The sequence below is a fragment of the uncultured Clostridium sp. genome (assembly GCF_900547735.1).
Lineage (GTDB): Bacteria > Bacillota > Clostridia > Lachnospirales > Lachnospiraceae > Otoolea.
On record NZ_URHZ01000054.1, the window covers coordinates 12,089 to 29,505 of the forward strand.

The following is a 17,417-nucleotide window of genomic DNA, read 5'->3' on the forward strand; positions in this document are numbered from 1 at the left end:
TATGGAAAAAACAGATATTAAGTCGCTGACGCTTCCGGAGCTTAAGGATTTACTGCGGGAGATGGGAGAAAAACCATTCCGCGCAGGCCAGCTCTACCAGTGGATGCATGAAAAACTGGCGGCTTCTTTTGATGAGATGACAAACCTTTCGAAGGAGCTGCGCGAAAAACTGAGGGAAAACTGCACCTATACCACCCTGAAGACGGTGTGCGTGAAGATTTCGAAAATAGACGATACGAGAAAATACCTGTTCGAGCTGAATGACGGCAATGTGATTGAGAGCGTTCTGATGAGATATAAGCACGGAAACTCTGTCTGCATCTCTTCCCAGGTCGGCTGCCGGATGGGCTGCCGTTTCTGCGCCTCCACCCTGGACGGACTGGAACGGAACTTAACCCCCTCCGAGATGCTTGAACAGATCTACCGCATCCAGCGGGATACGGGGGAGCGTGTTTCCAATGTCGTCGTGATGGGTTCGGGCGAACCGATGGATAATTACGATAACCTGATCCGTTTTATCTGCCTGCTTTCCGGAGAGGGCGGACTCAATATCAGCCAGAGAAATATTACCGTTTCCACCTGCGGCATCGTGCCGGGCATCCGGAAACTGGCGGAGGAAAACCTGCAGATTACGCTGGCTCTTTCCCTGCACGCCCCGAATGATGAGGTGAGGAGGGAACTCATGCCGATTGCCAGACGCTACAGCCTGGATGAGGTGATGGATGCCTGCCGTTACTATTTTGAGAAGACGGGGCGCAGGCTTACTTTTGAATACAGTCTGGTTCAGGGAGTAAATGACAACCTGGATGAAGCCAGGGCTCTGGTGCGTCTGATCAAAGATCAGCACGGCCACGTCAACCTGATACCGGTTAATCCGATAAAAGAGAGAGATTACGTCCGTTCCGGCCGTCAGGCCATCGAAGCATTTAAGAACCTGCTGGAAAAAAGCGGCATCAATGTTACGGTCAGAAGAGAGATGGGAAAGGACATTGACGGCGCCTGCGGACAGCTTAGAAAAAGTTTTATAGACGACGAAAGGAAAGAGGGAGAATGAAAGCATACGCCTTGACAGATGTCGGCCGTGTCCGGCAGCTCAACCAGGATTACCAGTTTGCCAGCACAGAATCTGTGGGGCCTCTTTCAAACCTGTTTATCGTAGCAGACGGTATGGGAGGCCATAAAGCGGGGGACTATGCATCCCGCTATCTGGTGGAACACCTTGTATCTTACATAAAGGAATGTGACGATGGGAGCGCGGTATCTGCCATTAACAACGGAATCGCAAAAATAAACCGGGAACTGTATGAACAGTCTCTCACAAATACGGAACTGGCCGGAATGGGGACTACGATTGTCGCCGCGACAATTGAAGACTCCACCCTCTACGTGGCCAATGTCGGTGACAGCAGGCTTTATCTCATCGAGCGGGAGGGCATCAGCCAGATTACCAGGGATCATTCCTTTGTGGAGGAGATGGTCTCCATGGGACAGATGGACAGAGGCAGCAGCGAATATAAGGAAAAAAAGAATATTATCACCAGGGCCGTGGGTATCGGCAGGAAAGTCGATGTAGACTTTTTTGAAGTTCCCTTAAAACCGGGCGATTATATTCTGCTGTGTTCGGACGGACTGACAAACATGGTTGACAATTCGGCCATATTCCGTCTGGTGCTTTTGCCGGGTTCACTTCAGATGAAAGCCAGGGCTCTCGTTGCGCTGGCGAATCAGAACGGGGGCAGGGATAACATAGCCGTCATCCTTGCGGATCCCCAGATAAGCGAGGTGAATCCATTATGATGCTGCAGCCGGGAAGTTATTTACAGGACAGATATGAGATACTCGCCATGATTGGCGTGGGCGGCATGTCGGAAGTTTATCAGGCTAAGTGCCACAAACTGAACCGCCTTGTTGCCATAAAGTTACTGAAGGAGGAATTCAGCCAGGATTCTAATTTTGTCAGTAAGTTCAAGATGGAGGCCCAGGCGGCCGCCGGCCTTTCCCACCCCAACATTGTAAGCGTCTATGACGTTGTGGATGAGGGTGATCTCCATTATATCGTGATGGAGCTGATAGAGGGCATTACGCTCAAGAGCTATATTCTTAAAAAGAACCATCTGGGGGTCAAGGAGACGATCGGCATCGCGATCCAGGTGGCCCAGGGCATTGCGGCCGCACACGATCAGCATATTGTCCACCGTGACATCAAGCCGCAGAATATGATTATTTCGCGCGACGGCAAGGTCAAGGTTGCCGATTTCGGAATTGCAAGGGCCGTGTCTTCTCAGACCATCGGTTCCAATGCCGTGGGTTCCGTGCACTATATTTCGCCGGAGCAGGCCAAGGGCGGCTACAGTGACGCCAGAAGCGATCTCTATTCGCTGGGAATCACGATGTACGAGATGGTGACGGGACAGGTGCCGTTTGACGGGGATAATACGGTGACAATTGCGCTGGCCCATTTAGAGGAGCCGGTGCCGCCCCCAAGCCGTTTAAACCGGGATGTCACCCCAAGCCTGGAGCGCATTATTTTAAAATGTACGGCGAAGAAGCCGGAGCGGCGCTATCAGGACGCGTATGAACTGATTGCCGATCTGCGCCACGCGCTGGTGGATCCGGAGGATGAATACCTGAAACCGGAACCGCAGCTGGACGAATCATCTCCCACGGTAATCCGTGACCAGGGTGAAGTGGAATATGTGCGCGATACACAGCGCCGCAATACTTCGACAAACCATGGGGAGGGATGGGATGACGGAATCGATGTTCCCGTCATAAGAAGGGAACCCAGAACTCCGGCAGCTCCTCCGGCCAGGAAAAAGAAAAAAGATCCTTCGGACGATGTAAACCCTCAGATCGAAAAAATAATGACCACGATTGGAATTATTGCCGCAGTCATTATTGTAGCCGTGGTTCTCGTTATCTTTGCAAGACTGGGAGGAATTTTTAACCTGGGTTCCGGGAAGACTCCGGATAAGAGCACGGAATCTTCGGTTCAGACGGAAGAAACGCTCAACAGTACGGAATGTAAGGTGCCGCAGCTTCTCGGACTGAGTGCGGAACAGGCGGAGACGTCATTAAAAGACGCATTCCTGAAAATAAGATACGAATACGACGACTCGGAAGATGAGAAAGAGGGACTCGTTATCAGCCAGAGTGTCCTGGCGGGAACCATTGTCTCAAAACAGTCTGAGATCGTTGTTACGGTCGGACTCGGAAGCGGCAGGGTGGACCTGACGAAGATGGGACTGACTGAAATGACCGGGGAAGAGGCCAAACAGGTGCTGGAAGCCCAGAAACTTCTTGTGGAACTGCAGGATGAATCGAGTGAAACAATCGAAAAGGGCAAGGTGCTGCGTTTCGATCCGGAAAAAGCGGAGCCGGGTTCGACGGTGAAGCTCTTTGTAAGTTCCGGCCCGGCCATCCCTCTTGTTCCGATGATTGAAATCACAGGGATGTCGGAAGAGGATGCTAAAACGGCCCTTGAGGCAATCGGCCTGACACTCGGAGAACGCAAGGAAGAAAAGAGTGAGGATGTGGCCAAGGGCATGATTATCAGCCAGGATATCCTGGCCCCGACCGATACTCCGCAGGGAACGGCCGTTGGTTATACGGTCAGCACGGGCAAGGGAAAACAGTATGTGGCCGTGATTAACGATGATTTTCCGCTGAAGGATTTGTTCGGTCCCAGTTCCGGTGATATGCAGATTCAGGTCCGAATTGTAGCGATACAGGAAGTGGACGGAAGGCAGGTTGTAAATGAACTTATGCCTCCGAGGACAATGGGCGGCAATATCACGATTCCCGTTCATTACAGGATTCCGGGTGAGCCGGGTGTTCTTACCGGAGAGCTCCAGATCCAGGACCTGAGCAACGACAAAGTACTGAAGTCCTATCCTCTGGAATTTCTGGAAGTGGACGAATAAAGGTAAATGAGACGAATGGAAGGTAAGATTATCAAAGGCATTGCCGGTTTTTACTACGTCCACGACGGACACAGTGAAATATACGAATGCAAGGCAAAAGGAATTTTCAGAAACAGAAATATAAAACCGCTGGTGGGGGACGACGTCGAATTCACGGTTCTCGATGAAAAGGAAAAGACCGGGAATATTGACGCCATCCTGCCGCGGAAAAACAGGCTGATCCGCCCGGCCGTCTCGAATGTGGACCAGGCCGTGGTGGTTTTTGCCGTGACGGAACCGATGCCGAACCTGAACCTGTTAGATCGGTTTCTTGTCATGATGGAGCGCCAGGAGATACCGGTAATCATCTGCTTTAACAAGATTGATCTGTCCGGTGAGGCGGAGATTGAGAGGCTGAAGGCCATCTACGGCCCTCCCGGCTATCCGCTCCATTTCATCAGCACCTACGAGGCATCGGGGCTTGAGGAGCTGCACCGGCTGATTGCAGGGAAAACGACCGTTCTCGCGGGTCCCTCCGGCGTTGGGAAGTCGTCCATCACCAATTATCTGCAGCCGGAAGCCAGGATGGAGACGGGCGTTGTCAGCGAAAAGATAAAAAGAGGAAAGCACACGACAAGACATTCGGAGCTTTTCTTTGTTGAAGAAGGAACCTATATGATGGACACTCCGGGATTCAGTTCCATGTATATTGAAGACTTGGAACCGAATGAACTGAAGGACTATTTTCCGGAATTTTCCGCCTATGAGGATGAGTGCCGTTTTCTTGGATGCATCCACGTGGGCGAGAAAGTGTGCGGAGTGAAGACGGCCGTGGCGGAAGGAAAGATAGACCGGAGCCGTTACGACAATTACCTTCTTCTTTACCAGGAATTAAAAGATAAGAGGAGATACTGATTATGATTATTTTAGCACCCTCCATACTGGGAGCCGATTTTAAGCGCCTTGGAGAACAGGTACAGGAAGTAGACAGGGCTGGAGCGCCGTATATTCATCTGGATATTATGGACGGGGCCTTTGTTCCCAGCATTTCATTCGGAATGCCGGTAATCGAGAGCCTGAGAAGCTGTACGGACAAGGTATTTGACGTACACATGATGGTGGAGGAGCCGGGCAGATACGTGGATGCGATGAAAAAGGCCGGCGCAGATTTGATCTGCGTGCACCAGGAGGCATGTATCCATCTGGATCGGACTATCAATCAGATCAAAGAGGCCGGGCTGATGGCCGGTGTGGCGCTGAATCCTGCGACGCCGGTATCCACGCTGTCCTGCATCCTCGATCAGGTGGACATGGTTCTCATCATGTCGGTCAATCCGGGATTCGGAGGCCAGAAGTTCATTCCCTACACCCTGAATAAGATCCGAAAACTGCGGAATCTCTGTAATGAAAAAGGGCTTTCCACGCGTATTCAGGTGGACGGCGGCATCTCTCCATCCAATGTGAGAGAGGTAATCGAGGCGGGCGCGGATGTGATTGTGGCCGGTTCGGCGGTGTTCAAGGGGGATGCGGGAAAGAATGTGCAGACATTCCTGGATATTTTTAGTGAATATGACAAATAATCAAAAAGAGAAGTGATGATGTATGAAAAAGTGTTTGGTTGTGACAGGCGGTTCAATCGATATTTCATTTGTTAAGGATTTTCTGCAAAACCGGAGCTATGACTGGGTTATTGCGGTGGACGCCGGTCTGGAGATTCTGAATTCCCTGCATATCATGCCGGATGAGGTTGTGGGGGATCTGGATACGGTGGAGCAGTCGGTGCTAAAAGAATACAGGGACAACCCCTCCGTGACATTTGAGATCCATCAGCCGGAGAAGGATGAGACTGATACGGAACTGGCTCTTCTGACGGCCGCCCGCTGCGGCTGCGACAGGGTGGATCTGCTGGGCGCCCTCGGCGGAAGGATGGATCATGAAATCAGCAACATCCAGCTCATCTACCAGTTCTTCAAGCAGGGGATGGAAGTATGTATTTACGATGCCCAGAACAAGCTGTATCTGCTGGACGGCGGAAAAGTGTTCAGACGGTCGGAAATTTACGGAAAATACATCTCTTTTATGCCGCTCACCGAGGTTGTGTCGGGGCTGACGTTAAAAGGATTTAAGTATCCGTTAAACAGGCGCCGCATTGAACTCGGTTCCTGCCTCTGCATCAGCAATGAGCTGAATGGGGAAGAAGGAATCATGGAGGTCGAAACGGGCGTTCTGATTTGTGTGGAGGCGCACGACTAAAAACAGAAATAAAAACTGACCTGATTAAAATAATAAAATCTGTATGTTTTTACAAGTACAACTCTATGTTATGATGATGCATATCCGAGATGAAGGAAACTGCACAGAAATGGTAAAGAGCACTATATCGCGCTGCTTACCCAGGGATTTCACGCATATCACGCGTGAAATTCCTCGCGGGACATTACCAATAAACAGTAACCTCTCAGCTCCCTTAAAGAACCGGAATGAAAAAGGAGAGATCATCATGACAACAAGAAACAGTCAGGCATACAAAATCGCAATGACCGGGCTTTTGGCCGCCCTCTCATACGTGGTATTTACGTTCGGCCAGATCAAGATATCACTGCCGGGCGGTGACGCAACATCCATCCATCTTGGAAACGCGGTCTGTGTACTCGGGGCGCTTCTGATTGGAGGCTTTTACGGAGGCCTGGGAGGAGCCATCGGCATGACCATCGGCGATCTTCTGGATCCCATCTACGTCATCTATGCGCCGAAGACATTTATCTGCAAGCTCTGTATCGGCCTGATTACGGGATTAATTGCACATAAGCTTGGGAAAATCGAGCACAGCAGTGATAAAAAACATATTTTTAATTATACGGTAATAGCAGCAACGGCGGGACTTTTGTTCAATGTGATAGCCGATCCGCTGATAGGGTATTATTATAAACTGTGGATTATCGGAAAACCGGCGGCGGAGCTGAGCCTGGCCTGGAATGTGGCTTCCACATCCATCAATGCCGTAACCTCGGCCATTGTATCGGTGGCTGTGTATATGGCGCTTCGTCCGGCACTCAGGAAAGCCGGTCTCTTTTCCGGATTGTCTGCGTAAAAAAACAATGGAGACAACGAAAAACACATGGAAGATTTAAATACGACAAATGTTACGGAAAAACTGGTAACATCTTTACAACCAAAAAAAATTGCCGCGATTAACGATATGGCAGGATATGGCCGCTGTGCACTGACAGCGGCTATTCCTGTAATCAGCGCATTGAAAGTACAGTGCTGTCCGCTCGTCACAGCCGTACTTTCCAACCATGCAGGATATCCCTCCTGCTTTTTTGATGATTACACGGACCGGATGGAGGCTTACATCGAGGAATGGAAGAAGCTTGGCTTTTCCTTTGACGGGATCATGACCGGATTTCTGGGTTCTGCAAGACAGGTGGAAATCGTAACGGAGTTTATCCGGTATTTCAAAAAAGAGAATACGCTGCTCCTGGTGGATCCCACGATGGGAGACAACGGAATGGCCTACAGCGTCTGCGATCAGCAGCTCTTCGACGGGATGAAAGAACTGATACAGTACGCGGACATCATCACTCCGAACCTGACGGAGGCGTGCATCCTGACGGACACCCAGTACCAGGAAAAGGGATGGAGCAAGAGAAAACTTGCCGATTTGACCTACAAACTGATCCTGATGGGAGCGGGAGCCGTGGTGCTCACCGGAGTGGTCAAAGGCAGCCTCATCCTCAATGTGATTCATGAGAGAGGAAAAGAACCGGTCTTCCAGACTGCCCATTACGTAGAGGGAAGCCACCACGGATCGGGCGACGTATTCTCCGCCGTGATTGGGGCCAGCATCGTAAAAGGCGTCGGCCTGGAGGAAGCGGTCAGAAGAGCGGCCGCATTCACCAGAAAATGCGTCGAGCGCTCCGAAGAACTGGGCGTGCCGGAAGTGGAAGGGCTGTGTCTGGAAGAATGTTTGTCCTATTTAATGAAAATTAGCTGAGGAACGAGAACGCCGCCGGGACGGTCGGGGTTCGGAATGGTGGGAGGCAGGTTATGAGTCTTCAGTCCCGGTTTACAGGTTGTCGCGGGTGGGAAATACGGGCAGAAAATGATTCCTGCGGGAAACGCTTGCGCTCTTCGAAGTTCATAACGGAACTAACCTCGAAAAGACCTCGGTAAGTGCCGATGAACTTCAGGTTCCCTCCGGAATCATTTTCTCCCTCCTTTCCCACAGGCAGGCTAAGACCGGGACTGAAGACGCGAAGGTTTTCGCCATTCCGAACCGCGGCCATACCATCCCCCGCATTTGACGAAAGGGACAATCAGCCTTTGAAGATGCCGGACGGGGCCGATCCCTTCCCAGTTTTCAGTCCCGCCGACAACGTACCCGGGGGAAGGAGGGAGAAAACTTTCCGAAGGGGACATGGGAATCCGCCGGTGCTTGCTGAGGTATTTTCGAAGCTAGCACTCGCTGCGCATTCCACAAGCGAGAGCGAGTCCCCGTAGGAATTTTTTCTCCCGGATTCCCCTTCACCACACCCTAACCCCCGGGACTGAAGACTTATCCAACCAATCCCCCCCGCCCGCATCCCTCAAAGCCATCCCCGCATCTCAACTAATAAAGGGAACAACCTGAAATAGGGCTTTCCATAAAGAAAAAACTGTAGTATAATCGACAAAGATATGGCAGTCGGGGAAAAAATTGGCTGCCGCTCACACCGGATCGATTCCGCGAAGCGTGCCGATGGGCACGGAGCAAACCGAAAGAAAGACAGTTATTAACAGGAGGAAGAAATGTTAGATTTAAAGTTTGTCAGAGAAAATCCTGAAATCGTAAAGCAGAATATTAAAAATAAATTTCAGGACAGCAAGCTGTGCCTTGTGGATGAAGTGATTGAACTGGATGCGAAGAACAGAGCAGCCAAGAAAGAAGCGGATGACCTTCGCGCCAATAAAAATAAGATTGCCAAACAGATCGGCGCCCTGATGGGACAGGGGAAAAAAGATGAGGCCGAAGAGATGAAGAAGCAGGTTGCCGAGCAGTCTGCGCGTCTGGCCGAGCTGGAGGAACAGGAGAAAGAACTGGGAGAGCAGATCTTAAAGAAGATGATGACCATCCCTAACATCATTGATCCGAGCGTTCCGATTGGAAAAGACGACAGTGAGAATGTGGAAGTACAGAAATACGGCGAGCCGGTGGTTCCCGATTTCGAGATTCCTTATCATACGGAGATCATGGAGCGTTTTAACGGAATTGATCTGGACAGCGCCAGGAAAGTGGCAGGAAACGGTTTTTATTACCTGATGGGTGATATCGCCAGACTTCACTCCGCAGTAATTTCCTATGCAAGAGATTTCATGATCAACCGCGGTTTTACCTACTGTGTACCGCCGTTCATGATCCGCAGCAACGTTGTTACCGGCGTTATGAGCTTTGCCGAGATGGATGCCATGATGTATAAGATTGAGGGAGAGGATCTCTACCTCATCGGGACAAGCGAGCACTCCATGATTGGTAAATTTATTGATACGGTTGTACAGGAGGAAGAGCTTCCTAAGACGCTTACCAGCTACTCCCCATGTTTCCGTAAGGAAAAGGGAGCCCATGGTATTGAGGAGAGAGGCGTATACAGAATCCATCAGTTTGAGAAGCAGGAGATGATTGTTGTCTGCAAACCGGAAGACAGCAAGATGTGGTTCGACAAACTGTGGCAGAATACCGTTGATTTATTCCGTTCCCTGGATGTTCCGGTAAGAACACTGGAATGCTGTTCCGGAGATCTGGCCGATCTGAAAGTAAAATCGGTCGATGTGGAGGCATGGTCCCCGAGACAAAAGAAGTATTTTGAGGTCGGAAGTTGTTCCAACCTTGGAGACGCCCAGGCCAGAAGACTTAAAATCCGCGTAAACGGCCAGGACGGCAAATATTTTGCCCACACATTGAACAACACGGTGGTAGCTCCTCCGCGTATGCTCATTGCATTCCTGGAGAACAACCTCCAGGCAGACGGTTCCGTCAGAATTCCTGAGCCTCTGCGTCCATATATGGGCGGAATGACGGAGATCCGCTGATCTGCGGGAGTTACAAACATCCTTTGGGTTCGGTTTCCAGAAACCTGTAACAAGGTTAGATAGGAGCGGCAATGATCAAAAAAATTTTGACCTGTCTTTTGGCAGTATGTATATTCTCACTCGGCGCCGGCGGCTCAGCCCTGGCAAAACCCGTGACGGAAAAAGGAGCGGGAGAGCCGGATCGTGCGGCGAATACAGAGGATAGTTTGGAAATTACGGTAAATGACGTCAATGCTGCAATCGCATTTTCGGAGGATGGGAAGTATCACTTTGAGTACGATAGTTCCAGGTTTACGGTTGATACAACGGAGTCTGCCCACACCACCAGGATACAGATAGGCAGAAAAACCGCCGGCAGGCAGAATTTTGAGGACAGGGTAAAGGTCTATATTCCTGATATGCCATATGCCTCAGTGAAAGGCGTGGCTGAAAATGGAGCATTTAATATCCCTTCAGTGAATGCCGATATCACGGTCATCAATCATTCCGGAGCGGTGAGTGTGGAGCTCCCGTCCGATTTCATCAAAACAGTCACCTATACAGCCGATTCCAGCGCCTGCACCATCGGCTTGAACGGAAATACGGATGTCACGGTAAACGCATCCATATCGGACTGCGCGGTATCGTTACCGGACGGCTGGCCGGGGTTCAGTTTCAAGGAAACGGAGTACCGCCATACGAGCGGAAATGGTACTGCAAAAATTAACCTTGAAGCCGAAGACTGTGCGGTTTCAATAAAAAAATAACCGGCTCCGGTTCCATTGTGCCGGTCAAACAGTAAAACAACGAAAAGCACGCTTCGCGAACTTTTCATTGCCACTCAATAAAAAGGCAGGAGATAACCGAAAAACGGCTCCTGCCTTTTTTTAGGGATAGATTGAACTCTTTATCGAGTAAACGGGGACGGAAGTATGAATCAAAAAATCACATCATTAAAACAGTTTCTGAAAAACGAGACGGTGTTCTGCATCGCGGCGATGCTTGCCTTGTTATCTTCCCTGGTGATACGGCCGGGGAAAGAGTATGTGGGATATATCGATTTCAGGACACTGGCGCTCTTATTCTGCCTGATGGCGGTGGTTGCTGGCATGCAGTCCATCGGAGTCTTTACCCTGCTGGGACAGAAGCTTCTGTCCGGCACCCACGGCACGAAAAAGCTCTCATTTATTCTGGTATTTCTCTGTTTTTTCTGCAGTATGGCAATCACCAACGACGTATCGCTTATCACCTTTGTCCCCTTTACCATTCTAGTCTATCAGATGGTGGGGAAGGAGGAGAGGCTGATTAAATTAATTGTGCTTGAGACAATTGCCGCCAATCTGGGCAGTATGGCGACTCCGGTGGGGAATCCGCAGAATCTTTATCTCTATTCGGTGTCAGCGATTTCAATGGCAGACTTCATGGAGGCGGTGCTGCCCTATGCCGCGGTTTCCATGCTCCTCCTGGGTTTTGTCCTGGCCGCAGAGAAGGATGAAAAAATAGAAGTGAAGGTGCGGATGGGAACGGGGCCGGAAGATGCGGGAGCATTTGTCAAAAGATTCGCCGTATACCTGCTGCTGTTTCTGTTCAGCCTTCTGGTGGTGATCCATATCGTACCGTGGCAGCTTGCGTTTTTAGCCGTGCTGTTCTGGATGCTTGCGAGAGACAGGAAGGTTTTAAAAGAGCTGGATTATTTTCTTCTGCTGACGTTTGTCTGCTTTTTCATCTTCATCGGCAATATGAAGCGGATCGATGCAGTGAATTTATGGCTGAGCAGTCTGATTGACGGCCGCGAACTGATAACGGGAATCGCGGCCAGCCAGATTATCAGCAATGTTCCGGCCGCCATTTTGCTGTCGGGTTTTACCGGAGAATATAAAACCCTTCTGACAGCCGTTAACCTGGGAGGACTGGGAACGCTGATTGCCTCCCTCGCCAGCCTCATTTCCTATAAATTTTTTGTCAGGGCCTACGGTGAAAAGAAAGGCGTGTATTTTAAAATATTCACGGGATGGAACCTGGCTTTTTTTGCCGTGTTAGCCGCGCTGGCCGTACTTCTGACGGGAGGGCTCTAGGCGGCCGTCCGCCGGCAGCAACGGATTCACCCCCTCTTTTTGTCCGCTCCACACGGACGGTTGCATTTTATAGAAAGAACGTGTAGAATAAAAGGCAGTAATCAGAAATATTGGAACGACGAAAATCAGGAGGATGACAGAATGAAGTATATAATTGTGCTTGGTGATGGGATGGCCGATGAGCCACTTGAGGCCCTGGGTGGAAAGACCCCGATCGAATATGCGGACACTCCGGCAATGGACCGGCTGACCCCTCTCTCCGAGGTGGGACTGGCAGCGACGATTCCGGAAGGAATGAAGCCGGGCAGTGACACGGCGAACCTTGCCGTTCTCGGATATAACCCGCAGAAATATTACACGGGCCGTTCACCGTTAGAGGCTCTCAGCATCGGCGTGGATATGAAGACGACCGACATTGCCCTGCGCTGCAACATTGTTACGCTGTCTGAGGAGGAGGGGCCCTACGAGGAGAGAACAATCATTGACCACAGTTCCGATGAGATTTCCACGGAGGACGCCGCCGTGCTTTTAGACGCGGTAAAAGAAGTATTTGAAAATGAGATATACCATTTCCATGTGGGCACCAGCTACCGCCATCTCCTGATCTGGGAAAAGGGTGAGGTTGTGGAGCTGACGCCGCCTCATGATGTGCTGACACAGAAGATTGGCCAACATCTTCCTCAGGATGAAAAATTGAGGGAAATGATGAAAAAGAGCTTTGATATCCTGAACCATCATCCGCTCAATGAAAAACGGGCCGCGGAGGGAAAGAACAAAGCCAATTCACTCTGGTTCTGGGGAGCCGGTACAAGGCCTGCCTTGTCCTCTTTCTATGAAAAGACAGGAAAGAAGGGCGTTATGATTTCGGCTGTCGATCTTCTCAAAGGCATTGCGGTCGGCGCAGGCATGAGAAATATTGAGGTTCCCGGCGCCAACGGCGGTCTTAACACAAACTATGAGGGAAAGGCCCTGGCGGGCGTAAAAGCCCTGCTGGAAGAAGGCGCCGACTTTGTCTATATCCATGTGGAGGCCCCGGATGAGATGGGACATCAGGGAAGCGTGGAGAAAAAGGTGAAGGCCATCGAATACCTGGATCAGAGACTGATCCGAATTGTGGCGGAAGAGATGGATCAATCCGGCGAGGATTACAGGCTTCTTATCATGCCGGATCACCCGACGCCAATCCGCTGCCGCACACACGTCTCCGACCCGGTGCCATATCTTCTCTATGACAGCAGAAAGAAATCCGGCCAGGGACTCTTATACAGTGAGGCCAATGGAAAGAAATCCGGTATCCTGATAAAAGAAGGATACAGAATGATAGACCGTCTGCTGGGAGAATAGGGATGTAGTCAAGATAACAACGAAAAGCACGCTTCGCGAACTTTTCATTGCCACTCAATCCATATAGAATGCCCCCTCTTTTGAGAAAGAGGGGGCATTCTATATGGATTGGCAGTTCAGCACGCAGGCGGAACCGAATTTAAAAAGTCGCTGAACTCCTTTAATTCTTTTTTCTTATCTTCCGAAAGACGGTTGAATTCAACATTGCGGATGGCGCCTTCCAAGGTATAGAGATGGACCAGGCAAACATTAGGATATGTTTCTTTCAGTTTCAAAAATGACTGTTTGGAACCTGCCTCAATCAGTTTTTCGGCTGAATCGATTCCGACCGATGTCAGCTTTTTGGCCATTTCTTTCCCGATATTCATCATAGATGTTAATTCTGACATATTACCTCCTGATTTGAGAGTTTAAAGCACCTCTTCCAATGTCACTTTCGGAACCGCCATCAGCGAATAATTTGTATGGTAGATAACAAAACCGGGGGCGGCTCCGGCCACTTTCTTGACGGATTTTTTCTGGATATAATCGATCTCCACTTTTTCATTGCCGCGCCCCTTAGAATAATAGGCGGCAAGGGAACCGGCTTCCTCAAATGTTCTGTCGGGAAGCTCGCGGCCTTCTGCTTTTACGATGACATGGGAGCCGGGGATTCCCTTTGCGTGAAACCACCAGTCGTTGCCTGAGGCCACCTTGAAGGTCAGTTCTTCGTTCTGGTAATTGTTCTTTCCAACGTAAATATGGAACCCGTCGGAGGAAATATAGTGGAAAGGACGGCTGGTGATTTTGACCTTCTTTCCCGATGGTCCGTGCTTTTTGATAAAGCCGTACTCCGTCAGTTCCTGTTTAATCTGTGCCAGATCCTCCTCCTTCAGGGCAATGTCGAGGGATGTGCTGATGGATTCCAGATGCTCGATCTCCTGTTTTGTCTCTTCCACAAATTTGGAGAGAGCTTCCCAGGTGCGTTTCAGTTTATTGTATTTGTCAAAAAATTTCTGTGAGTTTTCTCTGGCGGTAAGCTGGGGATCCAGAGGGATCTTTACCGTTTCATTCGTATAGTAGTTGATGCATTCAAGCTCTTTTTCCCCTCCGCTCAGTTCATAACCGTAGGTGTTGAGGAGCTCGCCGTATATTTTGTATTTGTCTCTTTTTTCCGTATCCTTTAACTGTTTTAACTGTAAATCGTATTTTTTATATCCTCGTTCCAGTGCGGTCTGGACAATTCTCCGCAGATCGGAGGATTTCTGCCGGATGCGTGTGATTACATTTTTGGATGCATAATAAAGTTCCAGTGTGCTGCTGATGGAATCAAAACGGACGGCCCTGTACTCCGGCGGCCAGGAGGTGAGCGGGAGAGCGGAGAATTCAACCGGCTCCTCGTCGCGGTAAAGAATATTCGGCTCAAACCTGCCTTCCTTCACCTGTTCCATGGCAAGCGTGAGCGTACGGCTCAAATGGGTGATTTCCAGTTCGGAGAGAGCCGAAGCCGGCACATCGGCGTCAATGGAGGCAAGATGGCAGAATTCTTCCGCCATGACGGGGCTGATTCCGGTGAAGCTTGTATAAATTGCTTTGCCGGCAGGCGCCTGGGCGGCAGAGAGCGTTTCCGTGAATACGGTCTCATCCGCAGAGAGCGGATCTTTTTTTCCTGCGGCCTGCGGGATAAAATAATCACGTCCCGGAAGCACTTCCCGGACAGAACTGATCTGGGCGGAAATATGTTTAATACTGTCTATGATTTTGTCGTCCGGTGTACAGAAAATGATATTGCTGTGTTTTCCCATCAGCTCGACAATCAGGAACTTGCGGCAGAGGTCGCCGAGTTCATCCAGGTGTTCAATCTCAAAACGGATAATCCGTTCCAGCCCGGGCTGGCTCACGGATACAATTTTCCCGTTTCCGATATGCTTTCTGAGGAGCATGCAGAAATTGGGCGCCGTCATGGGACTCTGTTTATTCGTCTGCGTCAGATAGATTAACGGGAGACTTGCATTTACCGACATCAGAAGACGGTAATTCTCCCTGTTGTTTTTGATTGTAAAAAGGAGTTCGTCCTTTTCCGTCTGAGCAATCTTTGAGATCTTTCCGCCGGTCAGTTTATCATTAAATTCCTTTACCAGACCGGCAATTACTATTCCGTCAAAAGCCATAGTTGGTCATTCCTTTCAAATCTAATATAGTTGCAAATCCAGTATAGTTTCAAATCCAAGGTTGTTATAATTTCAATCAATCTCCAATTGGGAAGTTTCTATTCATGCTGTTCCCGCCGTTATCAGCGCGAAAAAGTGATTCGATCCGCCAGAGGAAAAGAGTCATGGACAGTAAATCCGCGCAGCCTCCGGGACTTATGTTTTTATCCGTGAAATCTTTGTTCAGCCGTGTAAGGGCCTCCATCCCTTCCTCCGTTTTGCTGCCCCCAAGCGAGAGGACAGACAGGGCGCACTGTTTTACATATTCAAGTGATTCATAGTTTGTCCTGAAAAGCACGTTCGTATCGTCCACATTGGCCATCAGATGAAGAAGGATGTGGAGGGAAAGCTGGTTCCTGCCGGGATGCATACCGGACAACTTCGCATATTCAAAGTATTCCCGAAGCGCGGGAAGTCCGACAAAACGGACGGCCGGAAACCCATCGGCCGCCTCCCCCCTGATTCCTCGGCATCCGTATTTCAGGTAGAGCAGTTCCCCATGCGTGTTATTTTCTCCCGGTACGACGGCGGAAAAGTCGCGCTCCATTGGACGGCGGCACATCAGGCCGCAGTAGGATAAAAGTTCCTCCTCTTGAACGCCGGAGCATACAGGGCGTCTGCCCCAAAAACGGCCGGCCGCCGCGGCCAGGAGTCCCATGGAGAAAATAATGCCTTTGTGGGTATTAACACCGCCCGTCGCTTCAAACATGGCTTTCTCGGCCCGTACTCCGGCCGGCCGGATGGCGGCAAATAACCGTTCCGCATTTTCGGCATCCGGCTCATTTCCGTTTTGAAGACCGGCTTCCACTTCCATAGCTCCGTGATGGATTCCGATCTCGGCCATCTCTCCGATAAAGGGCAGAATTGCAGCAATGCTGAGTTCAAATGTCCTGTGATCCATATCTTTATGGGCGCCGCTGTCCTTTAAATCCACCAGTCCCGGTTTGGGAGTGGCCTCCACCTCATCGGTGAGAGAGCGGCCTGCTGCGCATTCCAACGAATCCAGAAACTGTTTCTGCATCAGATTCAGGGAAAACTCCCGGCTGCCAATCTCTTTTTTCACACTCATAGCTCAGTCCTGCCTTTATCAGCTCCCGGGTGATCTTCCGATATCATTTTCTTAATATGGGCAACCAGTTCTTCCACGCTGTGATTCCTGCTTCGGCTGCAGGCGTGGGCGGGCTGTCCGCATATCAGACAGGTGCGGCAGGGAAGACCAAGCTCCTCCCTGGAAACCTTGCTTCCGTCCAGTTTTATAATATCAATATCATAGAGGCGCCCGATCGAAGAGCCGTCCTCCAGTCTTGTCATCAGACGCTTGATTGTGAGTGGAGAGGCATCGGCGGCAATAAAAGCCTCATAGCCCGTCTTCTCGCGGATCGCATGTTCATGAAGCACGGCAATGCCTGCATCGGAAAGTGTCTTCAGAATTTCTCGGTACCCGCCGTCGAAAATCTCCGGTATCCCTTCAAACACCTTCACGGGTCCCGGGATGTTCAGGGTAAAGCTGATAAGTGTCGTATTATATTTTTCCGTCAAAGAGTTCTGCAGGAAGACGCGCCGCTCCCTGGCAGCCAGCATTTCTTCAAGTAATACCTCATTATTCACCGTCAAATCCATGTCCGAATCCTCCTGTAGATTAATTTCGGGAAAATGTTCCCATACAGTGCGGGCACAGAGATATTATGCCCCTGACTTCTTATTATAAAGAAAAGCGGCATTTAAAACAACAGGAAGTTGAGATTTAATTGAGAAATGAGGACGCTGCCGGGACGGCTGGGGGCCGGAATGGGAGGGGAGGGGATGAGTCTTCAGTCCCGGAGGGAGGTTTGTCGTAAAGGCGGGGAATACGGAAGAAA

Annotated in this window: 16 protein-coding genes; 12 read left to right on the plus strand and 4 right to left on the minus strand. The window is 50.2% G+C overall.

The annotated features are described in order from the left end of the window. The first annotated feature begins 1 nt into the window (after position 1). The 12 genes from rlmN to QZT18_RS16030 all read left to right on the plus strand — a co-directional run bounded on the left by rlmN (position 2) and on the right by QZT18_RS16030 (position 13,369). On the plus strand, positions 2-1,054 hold the full coding sequence (gene rlmN / locus QZT18_RS15975; RefSeq protein ID WP_294149237.1) for a 23S rRNA (adenine(2503)-C(2))-methyltransferase RlmN: 1,053 nt from the start codon (positions 2-4) through the stop codon (positions 1,052-1,054). Continuing rightward, positions 1,051-1,797, plus strand: a complete 747-nt coding sequence (locus QZT18_RS15980; RefSeq protein ID WP_294149239.1) for a Stp1/IreP family PP2C-type Ser/Thr phosphatase — start codon at positions 1,051-1,053, stop codon at positions 1,795-1,797. Before rlmN ends, QZT18_RS15980 begins: the two co-directional genes overlap by 4 nt. Next, on the plus strand, positions 1,794-3,923 hold the full coding sequence (pknB, locus tag QZT18_RS15985) for a Stk1 family PASTA domain-containing Ser/Thr kinase (protein ID WP_294149241.1): 2,130 nt from the start codon (positions 1,794-1,796) through the stop codon (positions 3,921-3,923). Before QZT18_RS15980 ends, pknB begins: the two co-directional genes overlap by 4 nt. A gap of 15 nt (positions 3,924-3,938) precedes the next feature. Continuing rightward, positions 3,939-4,817, plus strand: coding sequence for a ribosome small subunit-dependent GTPase A (rsgA, locus tag QZT18_RS15990; protein ID WP_294149283.1), 879 nt, complete (start codon positions 3,939-3,941; stop codon positions 4,815-4,817). A 2-nt stretch (positions 4,818-4,819) separates the two neighbouring features. Further along, positions 4,820-5,482, plus strand: a complete 663-nt coding sequence (rpe, locus tag QZT18_RS15995; protein WP_294149243.1) for a ribulose-phosphate 3-epimerase — start codon at positions 4,820-4,822, stop codon at positions 5,480-5,482. Positions 5,483-5,504: 22 nt separating this feature from the next. Further along, positions 5,505-6,155, plus strand: coding sequence for a thiamine diphosphokinase (locus QZT18_RS16000; protein WP_294149245.1), 651 nt, complete (start codon positions 5,505-5,507; stop codon positions 6,153-6,155). Positions 6,156-6,402: 247 nt separating this feature from the next. Then, on the plus strand, positions 6,403-6,993 hold the full coding sequence (locus QZT18_RS16005; protein WP_294149247.1) for an ECF transporter S component: 591 nt from the start codon (positions 6,403-6,405) through the stop codon (positions 6,991-6,993). 27 nt (positions 6,994-7,020) lie between these two features. After that, the gene (locus tag QZT18_RS16010) at positions 7,021-7,899 is read left to right on the plus strand and encodes a pyridoxamine kinase (RefSeq protein ID WP_294149248.1); all 879 of its coding nucleotides are present in this window, start codon (positions 7,021-7,023) and stop codon (positions 7,897-7,899) included. 794 nt (positions 7,900-8,693) lie between these two features. Continuing rightward, positions 8,694-9,971 (plus strand): serine--tRNA ligase, encoded by a 1,278-nt coding sequence (serS, locus tag QZT18_RS16015; protein WP_294149253.1) that lies wholly within the window; start codon positions 8,694-8,696, stop codon positions 9,969-9,971. A 71-nt stretch (positions 9,972-10,042) separates the two neighbouring features. After that, positions 10,043-10,717 carry a hypothetical protein gene (locus QZT18_RS16020; RefSeq protein ID WP_294149255.1) on the plus strand — a complete coding sequence of 225 codons (675 nt, stop codon included), beginning with the start codon at positions 10,043-10,045 and terminating at the stop codon, positions 10,715-10,717. A 165-nt stretch (positions 10,718-10,882) separates the two neighbouring features. Then, complete coding sequence (locus tag QZT18_RS16025; RefSeq protein ID WP_294149257.1) at positions 10,883-12,025, plus strand: SLC13 family permease; 1,143 nt, start codon at positions 10,883-10,885, stop codon at positions 12,023-12,025. 141 nt (positions 12,026-12,166) lie between these two features. After that, the gene (locus tag QZT18_RS16030; protein ID WP_294149259.1) at positions 12,167-13,369 is read left to right on the plus strand and encodes a cofactor-independent phosphoglycerate mutase; all 1,203 of its coding nucleotides are present in this window, start codon (positions 12,167-12,169) and stop codon (positions 13,367-13,369) included. 116 nt (positions 13,370-13,485) lie between these two features. On the opposite strand, the gene QZT18_RS16035 is transcribed toward QZT18_RS16030, so the two are convergent. The 4 genes from QZT18_RS16035 to citX form a co-directional block, all read right to left on the minus strand. After that, positions 13,486-13,758 (minus strand): TfoX/Sxy family DNA transformation protein, encoded by a 273-nt coding sequence (locus tag QZT18_RS16035; RefSeq protein ID WP_294149261.1) that lies wholly within the window; start codon positions 13,756-13,758, stop codon positions 13,486-13,488. A gap of 21 nt (positions 13,759-13,779) precedes the next feature. After that, positions 13,780-15,519 carry an NFACT family protein gene (locus QZT18_RS16040; RefSeq protein WP_294149263.1) on the minus strand — a complete coding sequence of 580 codons (1,740 nt, stop codon included), beginning with the start codon at positions 15,517-15,519 and terminating at the stop codon, positions 13,780-13,782. Between the two features lie 76 nt (positions 15,520-15,595). Then, entirely contained in the window at positions 15,596-16,627 is a 1,032-nt protein-coding gene (locus QZT18_RS16045) for a triphosphoribosyl-dephospho-CoA synthase (RefSeq protein WP_294149265.1), read from the minus strand. Next, on the minus strand, positions 16,624-17,178 hold the full coding sequence (gene citX / locus QZT18_RS16050) for a citrate lyase holo-[acyl-carrier protein] synthase (RefSeq protein WP_294149267.1): 555 nt from the start codon (positions 17,176-17,178) through the stop codon (positions 16,624-16,626). Before citX ends, QZT18_RS16045 begins: the two co-directional genes overlap by 4 nt. Positions 17,179-17,417 lie beyond the last annotated feature (239 nt).